Below are 17,190 nucleotides of genomic sequence, written 5' to 3'. Positions count from 1 at the left end.
GTAGGAGTGATTGTTAACGCTAAATTAAAAAACTGGTAAAACACTTTTCTCATCAATTTTGTTACTTCGTTAGTATAATTAACTAACAAAAATCATGAGAAAAAATTACGTATTATTACTATGTATTTCACTAGTGTCCTTTTTAGGATTCTCACAAGATGGCAACGTACAAGGAGTTGTTATTGATAGCGATGGATTAAAAGTTCCTTTTAGTAATGTGTTAATTGAATCTATTAATAAAGGAACTATTTCAGATGAAGAAGGAAATTTTTTATTACTAAACGTTCCAGCAGGAAACCAAACCCTTACGGTTAAGTTTTTAGGATACGAAGATACTAAAGCCGATGTTATTGTTGAAGCAGATAAGACTTCTACTATTACCATAACGCTTACTCCTAAATTATTAGAATTAGATGATGTTGTGATTAATGGATATAATAGCGGACAAGCAAAAGCGTTGAATGCACAAAAAAATAAGCAGAATATAACTAATGTTGTTTCTACCGATCAAATTGGTAAATTTCCAGATGCCAATATTGGTGATGCCGTAAAACGTATTCCTGGCATTACCATGCAGGTAGATCAAGGTGAAGCTCGTAATATAATAGTTCGAGGTTTAGCACCTCAATTGAACTCGGTAACTTTAAACGGAAGCCGTATCCCTTCAGCCGAAGGCGATAACAGAAATGTTCAAATGGATTTAATTCCAGCAGACATGATTCAACTTATTGAAGTTAATAAAGCTGTAACACCAGATATGGATGCCGATGCCTTAGGAGGTTCTGTAAACTTGGTAACTAGAACGTCTCCAAATGGATTTAGAGTTGCTGCTTCAGTTGGTTCTGGGGTAAACCTAATAACCGATAAGAGAATTATTAATGGATCTTTTTTAATAGGTGATAAAAGCAAAAATGGCAAATTTGGCTGGTTGGTTTCTAGCTCGATTAATGATACGGATTTTGGGTCAGACAACGTAGAGGCTGCTTGGGTAAACGAAGCAAAAAACAATGTAGGAGATAAAATAGAGGTAAATCCGTTTATTGAGGAATCAGACATCAGAACCTATTTAGTACAGCGTATTCGTCGCAGTTTTTCTGCTAATTTTGATTATGTTTTTAATGCCAATAACGCTATCTATTTAAAAACCATGTATAACTGGAGAGACGATAGAGAAAATCGTTTCAGATTGCGTTACAAAAAAATTGAACCTGTATTTGATGATGCAGATAACATAACAGGTTATATAGGTGAGGTTAATAGACAAACAAAAGGTGGTATAGACAATAATAGAAATAAAAACAGACGTCTTGAAGACCAACGTATGCAAAATTACAGTTTAGGAGGTAATCATTTGTTTGGGAATTTAGAGATGGATTGGTTAACATCTTACGCAAAAGCGTCCGAAGAACGTTTAAACGAGCGTTATATTTCTTATAGTGCAAAAAATGTTGATCTTAATGAAGATTTATCAGATACAAAATTTCCGTTACTTACACCAGTTAACGCAGGTGATGTTAATTTAAGTGAGTTTAGTTTAAAAGAGCTTACAGAACAAAATGGTTACACAGACGAAAAGGATTATAATGCGTTTGTAAACTTTAAATTGCCAGTAAACTTTTTTAATACAAATGATGGGTTTATAAAATTTGGTGGTCGTTTTAAAACAAAAGAAAAAAAGAGAAATAATGACTTTTTTGAGTACGAGCCTTTAAATACTACTTTTGATGACTTTTCAACATTACCACTTATAAACGCTACAGATAAAGACTTTTTAGCGGGAAGTAAGTACGCGGCAGGTATGTTTGTAACTCCTGAATATTTAGGAAGCTTAAATTTTAAAGATGCATCTTCATTTGAAGAAACAGATGTGCCTAGTGAGTATGCAAGACAAAATTATAAGGTGAAAGAACATGTGTATGCTGGTTATGTAATGGCAGATCAAAAATTATCTGATAAGTTGGATGTTTTGGTTGGTTTACGAATAGAGAGCACAAAAACAGAAGCTACAGGAAATCAAATTGAAGACGAAGAAAATATTATAGGAACCATTACTAAAGAGAAAAGTTATACAAATGTGTTACCAGGTGTTCATTTAAAATATAATTTAAGTAATAAAACCGTATTGCGTTTTGCTTGGACAAATACTTTGGCAAGACCAAATTATGCTGATATTGTACCAAGTTTAGATGTTTTGTTAGCTGATAGTGAAATAGTTGTTGGTAATCCAGAATTGAATGCAACTACTTCAATGAACTTTGATTTGATGGGAGAGCATTATTTTAAAAGTGTTGGGATAATTTCAGCAGGGGTGTTCCAAAAAAACATTAAAGATTTTATTTATACATATCAAACAAGAACAACTGATGATACGTATGGTAATGCTACCACAGGTTTTAAAGTTTATCAACCACAAAATGGAGATAACGCTAATATTTTTGGAGCAGAAATTGGTTTCCAACGCCAGTTAGATTTCTTGCCTGGTTTTGCTAAAAACTTTAGCATCATGGCAAACTATACTTACTTAACATCTAGTGCGAAAGGTATTAGGAACTCTGATGGTGATGAAAGAACCGATTTGGATTTACCAGGAACTGCACCAAATATGTTTAATGGATCGTTAGCTTATACAGACAAAAAATTAAGTTTACGTTTATCCGCTAATTATTCAGATTCATACATTGATGAAATAGGAGGAAGTGCTTTTGAAGACAGATATTACGGAGAGCAATTTTTATTGGATTTTAATGCATCATATGCTTTTAACAAAGGTATTAGTGTTTATTTCGATTTAAATAATATTACAGACCAACCATTGCGTTATTATCAAGGTGTTAAAGCCAGAACCATGCAAATGGAATATTACGGAAGACGTATTACATTTGGTATTAAATACGATTTGTTTAAAAGAAAATAAGGTTAAAGAATGAACAAGTTAAAACTCAATATTATTTTTGGCGCAACCGTTGTACTGTTAGGTTGTGTGGCAAAATTACCAGAAATAGTAGCCAGTGTAGTTACCGAAAAAGTACCGCATGATACCGACGATCCTGCTATTTGGGTAAACCCAACGGATCCTGCCAAAAGTATTGTATTTGGTACCGATAAAGACGAAGTAAACGGAGGCGTGTATGCGTTCGATTTAGATGGAAAAATTATTAAAGATAAGTGTATAACCAATATTAGTTATCCTAATAATGTTGACATAGAATATGGTTTTAAATTAACCGATTCTACAAAAACAGATATCATAGCATTTACAGAAAGAGAAAAACATCAAATACGTTTGTTTTCTGTTCCAGATATGAAACCATTGGACCACGGAGGGTTTAAGGTTTTTGAAGATGAAACGGATGTGGAAATGAAACGCCCCATGGGAATTTCACTTTACAAAAATCTTGAAAAAGGAAGTATATCAGCCATCGTTAGTAGAAAAAAAGGGCCTACAGAAAACTATTTATATCAATATGAGCTTGTATCGGATTCATTGGGTGTACATGCCAATTTTGTTAGAAAGTTTGGTAAGTTTAGTGGAAACAAAGAAATTGAAGCCATTGCTGTTGATGATGAAGCAGGTCTTGTTTATTATTCTGACGAAGGCATTGGTGTTAGAAAATACCATGCAAGCCCAGAAAAAGGCAATAAAGAACTGGCTCTTTTTGGAGGTGAACATTTTGAAGATGATATAGAAGGGATTGCTATTGTAAAGTACCAAGACAAAGGGTATTTAGTAGTGTCTAATCAGCAAGCACATATTTTTGAAGTTTTTAGTTTAGAAACTGATGCCTTTGTAAAAGAAATTAATTTAGGAACCCTTGAAACCGATGGCTGCGATGCTACCACACAGCCTTTAGGAGATAAGTTTCCAAACGGGCTATTTGTTTCAATGAACGATGAAAGGAATTTCTTTTTTCATGATTTGATAAAACTTGAATTAAAAGAATAATAATTTTTCTGGTTTAAAGTTGAAACCCTTCATGGTGGATAGGGCGGGCAAAGTGAGCCAGAAGGGTTTAATCAATTGTTGTGCTTAAATGAAAAAGGGCTCAATGTGTCGGTTATAGCAACGATAGGTTTTAGAGATTTAAATGATGTGTCACAGCACAGTGTGAAAATCAGAAAACCAATCCAACAGTTATATGAAAGTATTTGAACTTATACTTAAAAATAGAGAAGTACTTGTCTTTTTAAAAGGTAACCGTTAGTAATTCCCCAAATCTATATAATGTATTGTGAGTATACAAAAACTATGTATTTAACCAGCCCTTAAATTCAGATGCTTTATTCTTGCTTATAAGAATATCCATTTCTGTTTTAGGTAAAACCTCAATTTTCAATTGGTTATTTCCGTATCGTAAAATTTTATGGATGGCATTAATGGAAAGAATATATTGTCTATTTGCCCTGAAAAAGAATGTGTCATCCAGACTTGTATAAATTTCATCCAGACTATTGTTACTATGGGATTTTTTGCCATCAATACTAATGATATATGTAACGGTATTTTCAGTATAGATATAAGCTATTTGTTCCACTAAAAGAGGAACAAGCTCATTTTTTGAATACGTTAAAATCCTCTGTTTGTTTTTATTCTTATCCGATGCTTTATTTTGACCTCCCGTGGCATTTACCTTATTTTTATAACTAACCAAATCATGATTTAATTTTGATAGGTTTAAAACCTCTTTAGAAAGCTTCTCATTCTTAAGTTCCAATTTCCTCTCGTAACTACTGCCAACTAATCTTACCATTAATAGGGATAGAAAAACAATTAACGCCCCCGTAATGGAATAAACTATAATGAAATTCCTTTTTAAGGTATTAATTTGTTCTTTAATTTTATTTGTGTTTGCATGGGCGGCAATAATCCAATCAGTATTCTTTACAGGATATACATAGATAATTTCTGAGGATCTTTCTTTTTCATTAAAAGTTCTTATGCCCCCGCCTTCTTTTTTGTTTTTCAGATAGTAATAAAAATCTTTAGATGTTGCATTGTCATTTGTGGTGGATATAAAGGATTCTTCGGGCGTTGCATATTTTCCAATCCGTTCTATGTTTGGGTGACAGACTTCTTTTCCAGACCAATCAAACATACAGATAAAACCGGTTTCATTATCCGTATTTTCTATACTTTTTTGAATATTCTTTATGACTTCTTCTTCAGGGATACCTCTTGTTATTTGTGATGAAATCATATTGGAGAATTCTTTGGCTTCTCTTTTACTGGATTCAATTTGGGTCTCAAGGAACTGCTCTGTACTAATATCAACAAGGTAGTTCATACTGAAATACCCTATAATGTAGACTACAAAAAGCAAAGAGAGGAAGGTGAGGAAATAAAGTCTATCCTTTTTCATGGGAGCGATTTTTTCATTGGCATGAAACGAATACAAAATTAGTTATTCGCCTACTAAGATTCAATTAAAAAGAGATAAATATTTGCCTTTTTTTTCAACGCTTTTTTTTCCCTTTTAACCCTATTTTTTTCCCTCTGACAAACATTTATAGTACTGGAGCTGTTAGCAATGATTTGATTTGCCCCAGAAATTAAATAATAAATAAATTTTTTTTACAAATGGAAAAAACAATCAAAAAAGCAGCCTATTTATTAATGGCATTTGTAACCTTACTACAAAGTTGTAGTAAAGACGATGGAGGTTCTTACGTTGAACCTGAACCTAATGTGGCCTCGGTCAAGTTGACCAATAATTCTACATTGGGTAGTATTTTAACCGATTCTGAGGGTCGATCACTTTATTTCTTTTCAAAAGACACCGACGGTATCTCAAAATGTGTGGATGGATGTGTAAACATCTGGCCAATATTTTATGTGGAAAACCTTGAGGTAGATAATGGATTGGACATTAATGACTTTGGAACCATTACCAGAACAGATGGCGAACTTCAAACAACCTATAAGGGGTGGCCATTATATTATTATGCGAGTGATAATGTTGCTGGAGACACAAATGGAGAGAATGTTAATAATGTTTGGTTTGTGGCGAAACCAGATTATTCCTTAATGTATGCGAAAGCCCAATTACAAGGCCATGACGGTAATAATTATACAAGTAGTTATACTGTTGGTGATGAGGAGACAAGTTATATTGTTGATATTGATGGTAGAACACTATATACGTTTTCCCATGACAGTAACGGTGTCAATAGTTTTACCGCTCCAGATTTTTCAAACAACGGTGTATGGCCAATAGCAGAAATTACCTTGGATAAGATACCGAGTATCTTAAACAGTGATGATTTTGGTACAATCGATGTATATGGTAGAACCCAATTAACCTATAAAGGATGGCCACTATATTATTTTGGACAGGATTCTCAACGAGGTGACAATAAAGGTATTAGTTTCCCTGCTCCTGGAGTATGGCCAATTGCAAATGTAAACACTACTGTAGCTCCAGATGCACCAACAGTTAAATTAGTGAATGATTCTACTTTAGGTAGTATTTTAACAGATGCTGAGGGTAAAACACTTTATTTCTTTTCTGATGATACAATGGATACCTCTGAATGTTTGGATGGTTGTGTAAACATTTGGCCAATATTTTATTCGGAAAACCTGGTAGTAGGTACAGGATTGGATATTAATGACTTTGCAACCATTACCAGAACAGATGGCGAACTTCAAACAACTTATAAGGGATGGCCTTTATACTATTACGCAGCAGATGTCAATGCAGGAGATACTACGGGTGAGGGCGTAGCAAATGAATGGTTTGTGGCAAAACCAGATTATTCTTTAATGTATGTGTATTCCCAGTTGGTTGGTCATGATGGTAATAACTATATGAGCGACTATACGGTTGGTGAGGGTGAAACAGGTTATATCGTTGACATTGATGGTAGAACTTTATATACGTTTTCCCATGACAGTAACGGTGTCAATACGTTTACCGCTCCAGATTTTTCAAACAACGGTGTATGGCCAATAGCAGAAATTACCTTGGATAAGATACCAACTATCTTAAACAGTGATGATTTTGGAACAATCGATGTGTATGGTAGAACCCAATTAACCTATAAAGGATGGCCACTGTATTACTTTGGTCAGGATACCGAACGAGGTGACAATAAAGGTGTAAGCTTCCCATCACCTGGAGTATGGCCAATTGCTAATGTAAATACTGCTGTAGCGCCAAATTAGATTTATAAATTTTAGAACGGTTTCATTTGGGTGAAATATTCACTATTAACCAGATAATATAAAAATATGAGTACAAAGAACGTATTTAAAGGAATTATACTAGTAGTCTTAATTATAATAATTGGATATCAATTTAGAGATGTTGTCACAAACCCACCGGTAACTGGTGATTTTACAGGAGCGCCTGCAGAAGTAAAGACAACTATCAAGAACTCTTGTTACGATTGTCACTCAAATGAAACCGAACTATCATTTTATAACAAGCTTCCTTTTGTTGCAGAAATGGTAAGAAAAGACGTAGAAAAAGGAAGAAAAAAAGTAAATTTTTCTGAATGGGACAAGTATTCGGAAAAAGAAAGAAAGACCATTCTCTATAATATTCTGACCAAAATCAAAAAGAATATTATGCCCCCTGAAAATTATTTACTGGTTCACCCTCAAGCGAAGATAAGCGAGAGCCAATTGGTAGCTATTGAGGCATACATAAAAGGGTTGGATAAAGATATGGGGATAAAGGAATCTGGAAAGGATAAAGAAGAATTTGAAAAGGACTATACCACTTGGATTAACAATCGCAATAAGAAAAAAACGGTTAAAAATGCACCCAATGGTATTGAGTTTCCTGAAGATTACAGAAACTGGAGCGTTGTGAGTAGTTCATTTAGAAAGGACCATAATTCTTTAAGAGTGATCTTGGGTAATGATATTGCCATAAAGGCGATTAATGAAAACAGAACCAATCCATGGCCTGATGGTACCATTTTAGGAAAAGTGGTCTGGAATCAACGTTCCGATGAAAATTGGGAAGCGGCAATAGTGCCTTCTACTTTTATCCATGCAGAGTTTATGTTTAAAGACTCAGAAAAATATAAAGAAACCAAAGGCTGGGGTTGGGCTCGATGGGTTGATCAGGAATTGACCCCTTTCGGCAAAGATTCAAAATTCTCTCAAAGTTGTATTGAGTGCCATACCCCAGTAAAAGGTAGGGATTATGTCTTTACCACACCTTCTATTTTTCCATAAGTAGGCATGGTTTATTTGGTTGTTAATTGTTAACAGGAGGATATTAATAGTATAATCTCCTCCTGTTATATTAATCTTAAAAAATGAAAAATAAAAAATACATAAGGACTTTGATATTACTAATATCATGCGTTGCTTTTTCCTCTTGTGAAAGTTATGTAGAAGAGCAATACGCAACACCAATGCAGGAGTGTGATCCTGATATATCATTTGCTAACATGATTAAACCAATAATAGACAATAACTGTGTTAGCTGTCATAATGGTAGTCAATTTCCGGATTTGAGAACTTATCAAGGGGTAAGTGTCAATTCGGAAATAGTAAAAGAACAAGTAATCAATAGAACAATGCCCATTGGAGGTGTCTTGAGCAATGAAGAGATTAACCTGATTAAGTGTTGGGTAGAAAATGGGTCATTAAACAATTAGTACTAAAAACGATGAGTAGAAAAAAAACAGTAATTGTATCGGTTTTAGCAATTATTATGTTGGGGATATTCTTGGCAGTTAAAGAATATAATAAGCCACATATAAATGTAGCTGATACAAAACCGGATATAATAACAAATTCACAAGGGTTACTGGAGGATTTTCAGGTAAATGAAAATTCGGCAAATAAAAAGTATTTAGATCAGATAGTTCAGGTAAGCGGACGCATATCAAAACTAGAAGCCTCCGAAAACAATGATATTATCATAACCTTACTTAATGATAAATCTCCTCTAGGAACGGTTATTTGCCATCTTTCTCCAGACGAAAACAAAAAATTAATAAATCTAAAGGAAGGCCAAGATATTATAGCAAAAGGTATATGTACAGGATACTTGATGGATGTTATTTTGGTAAGGTGTGTCCTTGTTAAAATTTAAAAAAGATGAAATATATATATGCAATTTTCACATTCATTTTAATGGTAAATACTTCTTTCTCCCAAGACAGATATATTACCAAACAAGGTACAATATCATTCTTTTCTCATTCTCCAGTTGAAGACATAAAAGCGTTGAACAATCAAGTATTGAGTATTATGGATGTAGAAAGTGGAGATATAGCTGTATCGGTGTTGATGAAATCTTTCATGTTCGAAAAGTCATTGATGCAAGAGCACTTTAATGAAAACTATGTCGAATCCGATAAGTTTCCTAAAGCTACGTTTATTGGCAAAATTTTAAACATAAAAGATTTAGGGAATACTGGTATTGTCTTAATAGAAGGAGACTTAACAATACATGGTATTAGTAATAAAATTGAAGTTGAGGCAGATATTGAAGCAGAAGGCAACATTGTTTCCATAACCGGGGTCTTCAATGTTTTGGTAGCAGATTATGATATTAAAATTCCATCAGTTGTCAGAAATAATATCGCAAAAACAATTGAAATATCATTTTCACTTAATCATAAAGAATATAATTAAATCATGAAAAATTTTACAACGTTAATCATAATATTATTGTCCTTTACGTCCTTTTCACAAAACCTATTGGATGTATTGGATAAAGAAACACCTAAGAAAAAGGAATATATTTCATCCACATTTAAGGGGACCAGGATTTTGAATGGCCATTCAATAGAAAATAGAAAAAAAGGCACATTGGAATTTTTGATTTCCCATAGGTTTGGTAGAATAAACCAAGGGGTCGACGAATTGTTTGGTCTGGACCAATCCAATATCCGGTTTGCTTTTGAATACAGCATGACAGATAACTTAATGCTAGGATTGGGAAGAAGCTCTTTTAACAAAACGTATGATGGGTTTTTTAAATACAAGTTGATTAGGCAAAGTAAAGGAGAAAAATCTTTTCCAATAAGTGTTTCCATTTTTGGTAGTACGATATATAAAAGCCTAAAGGACTATGATCCGGAAAATAAACCGAGTTTCAGTAAACGGTTGGCCTATACATCACAATTGTTAATGGCCAGTAAAATTAATAATTTAATTTCGTTACAAGTTTCACCAACTTATATCCATAGCAATTCTACAAGAATTGGTGCTGATCCTCATGATATTTTCGCAGTTGGTTTTGGTAATCGAATTAAATTAAGTAATCGAGTCACATTAAACACAGAGTATTTTTATACAGTAAATCCATTAAAATCTTTAGACACAAAAAATTCTTTGTCTATCGGTATCGATATTGAAACAGGAGGCCACGTATTTCAACTTATCCTATCCAATTCCATAACTATGGTTGAGAGGGATTTCATTACGGAAACAACAGATGATTTTTTTAAGGGAGGAATTCATTTTGGCTTCAATATTTCAAGAGCATTTCAAACCGGAAGGAAAAGAAAGTAGAATATGAAAAAGAGAAATGCAACCAAATGCCAGGTGTCTTTAGAATGGCATTCATTTTAAGTTCATCTGGTATTTTTTAAATGATTGACATGTATAGTATTTCATATAAAGTAAATGGTCAGGAGGATATTAATGATTACATGGTCATGGAAAACGAATCATTCTTTAAATATTCTGAAAAGACTATTAAACGATACTTTAAGGAAAATAAAGAAAGGATGTTTCAAGGTGGATCAAATCATGATTTTACTGTTAAAAAGAAGTTTCTGGACAAGAGAAAAGATCTGTTTTTTACAAACGTATTTACAGTTGATATTCAAATTTTTGAGATTGACATTGAAGGATGTGAAATGATTACAAAACATAATTTTTTCAACCAAAACAATCAATTATGTGCTATAATTGAATATAATCTTGTTTGGGATAACTATTCTTAAATTTGCTGTTTTTGATTATTTTCATAATAACGGAGTATAAGAGATTAAAAACTTAAAAGAATAAGAAATGTATATAATCAGTTTAACTTACAAAGTTCCTTTAGAAACAGTAGATAAATATTTGAATGACCATATTGAGTATTTGAGTGAACAGTATCAACAGGGAAACTTTTTGGTTTCTGGAAGAAAAATTCCCAGAACAGGAGGGATCATATTGACAAATATTCAAGATGAAATCAAATTGCAAAATATCATTAATCAAGATCCTTTTAAAATAAATGATTTAGCTGAATACAAATTCATAGAATTCATTCCAAGTAAGGTGTGTAAACAATTGGGGTTCTTAATGGGATAGCACAGGAATTGATAATTCTTTGTCTAAAGCAAGGAACTGGGTTGAAAAATATTGAAAAGATCAAAAAAAGTATTATTTTGTTTTTAAAGTGGAGATACCCTTATAGTTTTTTAAACCCACAAAATAGATTGCCAATAAATAAATATCTTTAGCATTTATTTTCAAAAGCGATAAAGAGAAGTGAAATGAAGTATATAGAAAAGTTCATTCAAGAGCACATCGACAATCAAATTGATTTAAAGAATAATCCATTACAAATACAAATTTTTTCTGGAAGTTTTAATAAAGGAGAAGTCATTACCGATTTTGGACAGATAGAAAAAAAGGGGTATTATTTAATAGAAGGCACCGTTTTGTGCATTATTGATGATGATGGTGATGATAAGGTCATTGACATTATTTTGCCAGGTAATTTTTTCTCTGCTTACAACTCTTATCTTTTAGATACGCCTTCTGATATTAAAGTTCTGGCCTCTACAAACTGCAAAGTAGAGTATATTGAGAAAGAAGATTTAAAAAAAGGATTTGAAACTTCTTTGACCCTAAATAAATTGGGGAGGTATTTAAAAGAAAAGTTCTTTCTGGATAAATTGGAAAAAGAAAAAACATTTCTGACCAAAACCTCTGAGGAGATTTATATAGAAATCCTTAATACCAAACCCGAAATAGTTAAGCACATCCCTGTTAAACGAATTGCCCAATATTTAGGAATTCACCCAGAAAGCCTTAGTAGAATAAGAAAAAAAACTAACCTAGGTTAACTTCTATAGAATTGTTGAACTCTAATTTTACAAAAAAATAAAAGAATAAATTATGGAGTTCAGAGCACAAAACAAATTTTTAAGCAGGGCATTATTGATAGGGGGAATCTTTACAATGATTATAGGAGTCGCCCATATTTTCATGCCAACTTTTGGCTACAGCCCTCAAATTTTCAATTCAATGGAGGCAAATGTTAGAGACCATTTCTATTATTTAGCCACCTATGCCATCTGTGGGTTTTTATTAACCTTGGGATTAATTTCGATATATTTTTCAAAACTGAAATCTATAAAGGATTCATTCATGGTAAGTGCTTTACTTACTGTTTTGTGGATATCTAGGTTAGTTCTGGAATATTTTTATCCTGTTGAGGTTTCACTTTTCTTTATTAAATCTCCTCATAAAATATTATTTTCAGCAATAGCCTTTATAGTTATTACGTATTTAATCGGAACTTTAAGTTTTATTAAGTTTAACAAACCACAAAAGAAAGTAGAATAGCAATATTTTATATTAGCTATAAAACAAAAAGTAAAAAATATGATAACATTTTCCGGAACATTAAAAATGGATCTAAAACTGTCCCAAGGGTTAATTTCGGAAATAATAAGCAATGCTACTGAGAAGCAAATTCCAAAAGGCACAGAGATATTACGAGAAGGGCAATATGTTAAAGTTGTCCCCATAGTTTTACAGGGACTTATAAAAGTGTGTTCGCGTTATGAAGACAAAGAGTTGTTATTGTATTATATCCAGCCCAATGAGAGTTGCATAATGTCCTTTTCGTCTGGTATTAAAAATGAACCAAGTAAGGTGTTTGCTGTAACAGAGGAAGATACGGTAGCTCTTTTGCTTCCCATTAACAAAATAAATGAATGGGTCAAAGAATATCCAGATATAAACAACCTGTTTTACAGCCAGTATAATTTGAGGTATTTTGACCTTATTGATACCATCCAACATGTGTTATTTGAAAAAATGGATGTCAGATTATATAATTATCTGGTTGAAAAAGTAAGAATAACAGATAAAAACCCTTTAAAAATTTCCCATAGGCAAATTGCTAATGAACTAGGTTCCGCAAGGGAAGTCATTACAAGAGTAATAAAAAAGCTCGTTACTGACGGTAAGGTAATCCAGCATAAAAACAGCATTGAAGTCCTTTAGTGGTGACCATAGTCACTGTACAGGGTTTTATTAGTTGTTAATTTTGACCAATAGAATTTTCAGAAAGTTATCTCTATCATCTTTAAAAGTTGAAAGAGTACATTCTTTGGGTTCTCTTGTTAAACTTTAAAATTATCAATTATGAAAAAAAACATGGGAAATGCCGACAGAATCATTAGACTACTTATTGCCATAACGTTTGCACTACTTTATTTTATGGATGTTGTGTCTGGAACTTTGGGCGTTGTGTTACTGGTAATAGCAGGGGTTTTTGCACTGACGAGCATAATCAATTTTTGTCCTATCTATAGGATTTTTGGTATATCATCATGCCCTGTCAAAAAACAGTAAACGTGGTATTTAAACTTTGAATGGAGATGCTTGTTAGACAAGATAAGCATCTCTATTTTGAATGATTTTTTACCTTTATGGTAAAAAATATTAGTGTTTTAAATGGATATTAAGCAATTCATCAATAAAAATATAATTAAGCAGCCTAGTGACAAAATTGATACTTGTCCATTTCCTACCTATAGAAAAAAGTTCAAAAAGCATGATATAATAACCCGTTACGGACAAATAGAACATAGCGCCTATTTTTTATTGGATGGAATTTTGGAGAGTTCCATAGAACGAGATGGGGAAATAAAAATCATAGACTTTATCTTTCCTAATTATTTCATTTGTTCTTATACGTCTTTTTTATTGGCTACACCTTCAGAAATCCAAACCATGGCGTTGACAGATTGTGAGGTCGAGTTTTTTTATAAATGGGATTTGGAAGAAGCTTATAAAACCTCGATGGTGGCCAATCAATTTGGCAGGTATGTTACAGAACAGTTTTTTATTACAAAGGTGAAACGTGAAAATGACTTTTTAACCAAATCAGCGGAAGAGGTCTATTTGCAACTTTTAAATGAACGACCTGAAATCATTGAAAAAATACCTGTGAATAAAGTTGCCAAATATTTGGGCATTCATCCTGAAAGTTTGAGCAGAATACGCTCCAAGTTAATTTCCTAACATACATCAATTTTTTTCAACTCCAATCCCGTTAGTTTTGCCTTAAGAAAAATGGATGCTAAATGGGAAGAATTACAGAAAACACTAAACCAAAAAATTTTGAGGTCAAAGATTTTTTGGGCAATAAAATTCAGTTAGCAGATTTTAAGGGAAAGAAAGTAGTATTGACTTTTTTTAGGGATGCGTCCTGTCCTTTTTGTAATTTAAGATTACAGAGTCTTATCAATAACCATGATATTTTCAAGGGTCATAATATTGAGGTGATTACTTTTTTTAATTCAACCAAGGAAGACATTTTTAAGTATGCTGGAAAACAAAATCCACCGTTTCCTATAATTCCCGATCCAGATCTACGGATATACAAGCTTTACGGTGTTGAAGGTGGTTTTATAGGAAAATTAAGAACAATAGTTAATATGAAAAAAGTCATGCAAGCTGTAAAAAGTGAATTTTTCAACACGAGGTCATTTTTTAAAAGAAACACCATCCCAGCCGATTTTCTGATTTCTGAAGATTATGTCATTGTGAAAGCTCATTACGGTAAGGATTTTTCAGACCATTTGCCTATAAGTGAAATTTTAAATAAAAACAATGGATAATATAGTTGTAACAGGAGCTGCAGGATTTGTGGGTAGCCATATTTTGGAAGAGTTCAATAGAAATGGTTTGGAAAGGAGCAATGTGATTGCTGCTTGTCGAACCAAGTCAAAACTTCCCGATTGGTATCAGGGAGAAACCCTTATTGGAGACTTGTCCGATAAAGAATATATTGAGATACTAACAGAAAGAGCAGATATTATTTGCCATACTGCAGCATGGGCAGAAATGAATGGAAGTGATGAAGATTCCAAAAAATATTTTTATGCACCAACCATTAACGTTATCAATAGTGCATTAAAAAATGGTGTTAAGCGTTTTATTTTTCTATCTGCCATTACCTCAAACCCTATTGAACAAAATTTGGTCCATTCCAGTAGAAAACTAAATAAAATCTGGCCTCATTATGACAGCATTATAAAAATTGAAAATCATTTAAAGAAAGTGAGCCGGCAAGGCATGGATGTAATTATTCTAAGAGTGGGCTATTTTACAGGGAAGAATTATGCACTTGGCTTATTGCCCATCTTGTTGCCCCGATTGAAAACGTATCTAGTTCCATGGATCAATAAAGGTAAAACAACATTGCCATTAATTGATGGGAGGGACATTGGACTGGCTTTTAAGCAAACGGTTACAGCTCAGTTACAAGAAAAATTTTATGTTGTTGATATTGTTGGCAAAGAAATACCAACAGTTAGAGAGGTGTTTAGCTATTTACATAAAGAATACAGTTATCCGCTCCCTTTCTTTAGTGTATCTTTTAAATTTGCATATGGCTTTGCCAGATTGATGCAGCTCATCCATAAAATTATTCCGGGAGACCCATTAATTGTTCCAGCCATTGTTTTATTATTGGAGGAAACCAATGCAACAAATATAAGAGCAGAACAGGTTTTAAATTACAAACCAAAAATTCATTGGAAAGAAAGTATCGATATCCAGATTAATGAAATGGTACGGAAGCAAGCCTCTAACATGAAAATGAATAAGAATTAAGTTTTAAATCTATAAAAGAAATATGAATATGGTAAACATTTCAAGTATCTATCCGGTAAAAGACAATTACGAGTTTGATTTTGATTATTATCTTAATAAACATATGCCTATGTCTATTGAGTTGCTCTCCAGGTCAGAAAAATTTATTAAAGTTACCGTAGAACGAGGCGTGGATATGCAAAACCCCGAAATAAAATCATCTTTTGTGGCCATGTGCCACTACTATTTTGAAACTTTGGAGGGTTTCATGGAGGTTTTTGGGCCTAATGCAGAAAAACTTCAGGAGGACATCAAAAACTACACAAACATAACTCCGGTAATTCAAATAAATCAAGTTGAAATATCAAAATAAATAGCTCTAATTCATTTCTTGTTAAAGGTTTAAAATTAAGCCTAGTTAATTGAATTTACTAACTTTGTTAAGTATTACTTTATTTAACTATGGGTAAAGATTCTGCTATCGATTTCTCTAAATTCACTCCTGCCAGAGAACCTGAACTAAAGCAGGAAATCCAAAACGTTGGAGAAATTCAATCATTCGCAAAAGGCGAGTTGTTAATAAGAGAAGGCCAATATTTAAAAGTATTGCCAATTGTTTTAAAAGGCTCCATTCGTGTTTTCCAAGTTAATGAAGATCGAGAGATTTTACTGTATTATGTACAGCCACAAGAAACCTGTGTTATGTCGTTAGATTGTTATTTAAATTGCTAGAGACTGTACTTCCTGATGAGTTGTCGTTTACAGTCTCGTTGGGGTTTGTTTGGGCTTCAATTTTTTTTATAAATAAAAGAAAAAATATAGCAAATAGTAATTTGAATAGAGTAGGTAATTTTGCTTTCATTGTAATAATATAAGTGATTAAATTCTTACAAATATAATATTTAATCGATTAAATATAAATAAATACGATAAAATGATGTTTTTTTTAATATTTTATAATATAGTGTTAATAAATTAAAACCTGACTGACAATTATTTTGTTCAGTTATTATAGGTTTCTTTACATCTTATCTTGAATAAAGAATATAAGTTTTTAATTATAGAATTGTATGAAATAAGAATTGGTTCTTGTCAGCGAATAATTAAGCAATTCTTAAAGAACTGAAAGCAATTCACAATATTAAAATATATTTAATATATATTTTTTAGTCTTTGTTTTAATTTGTATATTTAAGTTAATAAAAACAAATAAAATTTGTTTTTAAATAGTTCTTTTTGACTTTAGTGTACAATTAGGTGAATCTACCAAAATAAAATCGCTTAAAATACTGTAAAACAGTGTATTATAAAATAAAAGGTAATCCTGTCATCCCGACTTTTTAGTATATCAAATAGAAACAAAATATTTATAATTATATGATTATCAGTAT

The 17,190-nt window shown here is 32.4% G+C and carries 20 protein-coding genes; 19 read left to right on the top strand and 1 reads right to left on the bottom strand.

From position 1 onward, the window contains the following. Positions 1-94: 94 nt before the first annotated feature. Positions 95-2,914, top strand: coding sequence for a TonB-dependent receptor (locus G5V56_RS10205; RefSeq protein WP_166964577.1), 2,820 nt, complete (start codon positions 95-97; stop codon positions 2,912-2,914). A 9-nt stretch (positions 2,915-2,923) separates the two neighbouring features. After that, on the top strand, positions 2,924-3,943 hold the full coding sequence (locus G5V56_RS10200) for a phytase (RefSeq protein WP_166964575.1): 1,020 nt from the start codon (positions 2,924-2,926) through the stop codon (positions 3,941-3,943). A gap of 301 nt (positions 3,944-4,244) precedes the next feature. Here G5V56_RS10200 and G5V56_RS10195 read toward each other — a convergent pair whose 3' ends face one another. Then, positions 4,245-5,357 carry a LytTR family transcriptional regulator gene (locus G5V56_RS10195; RefSeq protein ID WP_166964573.1) on the bottom strand — a complete coding sequence of 371 codons (1,113 nt, stop codon included), beginning with the start codon at positions 5,355-5,357 and terminating at the stop codon, positions 4,245-4,247. 218 nt (positions 5,358-5,575) lie between these two features. On the opposite strand from G5V56_RS10195, the gene G5V56_RS10190 reads away from it, so the two are divergent. The 17 genes from G5V56_RS10190 (at position 5,576) to G5V56_RS10110 (ending at position 16,531) form a co-directional block, all read left to right on the top strand. Further along, positions 5,576-7,162, top strand: a complete 1,587-nt coding sequence (locus tag G5V56_RS10190; protein WP_166964571.1) for a hypothetical protein — start codon at positions 5,576-5,578, stop codon at positions 7,160-7,162. A 66-nt stretch (positions 7,163-7,228) separates the two neighbouring features. Then, positions 7,229-8,185, top strand: coding sequence for a cytochrome P460 family protein (locus G5V56_RS10185; protein ID WP_166964569.1), 957 nt, complete (start codon positions 7,229-7,231; stop codon positions 8,183-8,185). Positions 8,186-8,403: 218 nt separating this feature from the next. Next, entirely contained in the window at positions 8,404-8,613 is a 210-nt protein-coding gene (locus tag G5V56_RS10180) for a hypothetical protein (protein ID WP_166964567.1), read from the top strand. 11 nt (positions 8,614-8,624) lie between these two features. Next, positions 8,625-9,053 (top strand): OB-fold protein, encoded by a 429-nt coding sequence (locus G5V56_RS10175; RefSeq protein WP_166964565.1) that lies wholly within the window; start codon positions 8,625-8,627, stop codon positions 9,051-9,053. A 5-nt stretch (positions 9,054-9,058) separates the two neighbouring features. Further along, positions 9,059-9,598 (top strand): YceI family protein, encoded by a 540-nt coding sequence (locus G5V56_RS10170; protein ID WP_166964563.1) that lies wholly within the window; start codon positions 9,059-9,061, stop codon positions 9,596-9,598. 3 nt (positions 9,599-9,601) lie between these two features. Then, positions 9,602-10,480: a DUF5777 family beta-barrel protein gene (locus tag G5V56_RS10165; protein WP_166964561.1), complete on the top strand. Its 879-nt coding sequence runs from the start codon at positions 9,602-9,604 to the stop codon at positions 10,478-10,480. A gap of 89 nt (positions 10,481-10,569) precedes the next feature. Then, positions 10,570-10,917: a hypothetical protein gene (locus G5V56_RS10160; RefSeq protein ID WP_166964559.1), complete on the top strand. Its 348-nt coding sequence runs from the start codon at positions 10,570-10,572 to the stop codon at positions 10,915-10,917. Positions 10,918-10,984: 67 nt separating this feature from the next. After that, on the top strand, positions 10,985-11,272 hold the full coding sequence (locus tag G5V56_RS10155) for a YciI family protein (protein ID WP_166964557.1): 288 nt from the start codon (positions 10,985-10,987) through the stop codon (positions 11,270-11,272). A 185-nt stretch (positions 11,273-11,457) separates the two neighbouring features. Further along, entirely contained in the window at positions 11,458-12,033 is a 576-nt protein-coding gene (locus G5V56_RS10150) for a Crp/Fnr family transcriptional regulator (RefSeq protein WP_166964555.1), read from the top strand. Between the two features lie 52 nt (positions 12,034-12,085). Continuing rightward, positions 12,086-12,535, top strand: a complete 450-nt coding sequence (locus G5V56_RS10145; protein WP_166964553.1) for a hypothetical protein — start codon at positions 12,086-12,088, stop codon at positions 12,533-12,535. A 39-nt stretch (positions 12,536-12,574) separates the two neighbouring features. Then, a complete protein-coding gene (locus tag G5V56_RS10140) occupies positions 12,575-13,201 on the top strand; it encodes a Crp/Fnr family transcriptional regulator (RefSeq protein ID WP_206285894.1) in 627 nt (208 codons plus the stop codon). A gap of 141 nt (positions 13,202-13,342) precedes the next feature. Then, positions 13,343-13,552, top strand: a complete 210-nt coding sequence (locus G5V56_RS10135) for a YgaP family membrane protein (protein ID WP_166964551.1) — start codon at positions 13,343-13,345, stop codon at positions 13,550-13,552. Positions 13,553-13,654: 102 nt separating this feature from the next. Beyond that, the gene (locus G5V56_RS10130; RefSeq protein WP_166964549.1) at positions 13,655-14,224 is read left to right on the top strand and encodes a Crp/Fnr family transcriptional regulator; all 570 of its coding nucleotides are present in this window, start codon (positions 13,655-13,657) and stop codon (positions 14,222-14,224) included. Between the two features lie 62 nt (positions 14,225-14,286). Then, complete coding sequence (locus G5V56_RS10125) at positions 14,287-14,823, top strand: peroxiredoxin family protein (RefSeq protein WP_166964547.1); 537 nt, start codon at positions 14,287-14,289, stop codon at positions 14,821-14,823. Continuing rightward, the gene (locus tag G5V56_RS10120) at positions 14,816-15,820 is read left to right on the top strand and encodes an NAD-dependent epimerase/dehydratase family protein (protein WP_166964544.1); all 1,005 of its coding nucleotides are present in this window, start codon (positions 14,816-14,818) and stop codon (positions 15,818-15,820) included. The genes G5V56_RS10125 and G5V56_RS10120 overlap by 8 nt, the downstream gene beginning before the upstream one ends. Before the next feature lie 28 nt (positions 15,821-15,848). Further along, positions 15,849-16,172 carry an EthD family reductase gene (locus G5V56_RS10115; protein ID WP_166964542.1) on the top strand — a complete coding sequence of 108 codons (324 nt, stop codon included), beginning with the start codon at positions 15,849-15,851 and terminating at the stop codon, positions 16,170-16,172. An 89-nt stretch (positions 16,173-16,261) separates the two neighbouring features. Beyond that, a complete protein-coding gene (locus G5V56_RS10110) occupies positions 16,262-16,531 on the top strand; it encodes a Crp/Fnr family transcriptional regulator (RefSeq protein ID WP_166964540.1) in 270 nt (89 codons plus the stop codon). Positions 16,532-17,190: the final 659 nt, after the last annotated feature.

Source organism: Yeosuana marina (assembly GCF_011762485.1).
Taxonomy (GTDB): Bacteria; Bacteroidota; Bacteroidia; order Flavobacteriales; family Flavobacteriaceae; genus Yeosuana; species Yeosuana marina.
This window is presented reverse-complemented; position numbering and strand designations above follow the sequence as displayed.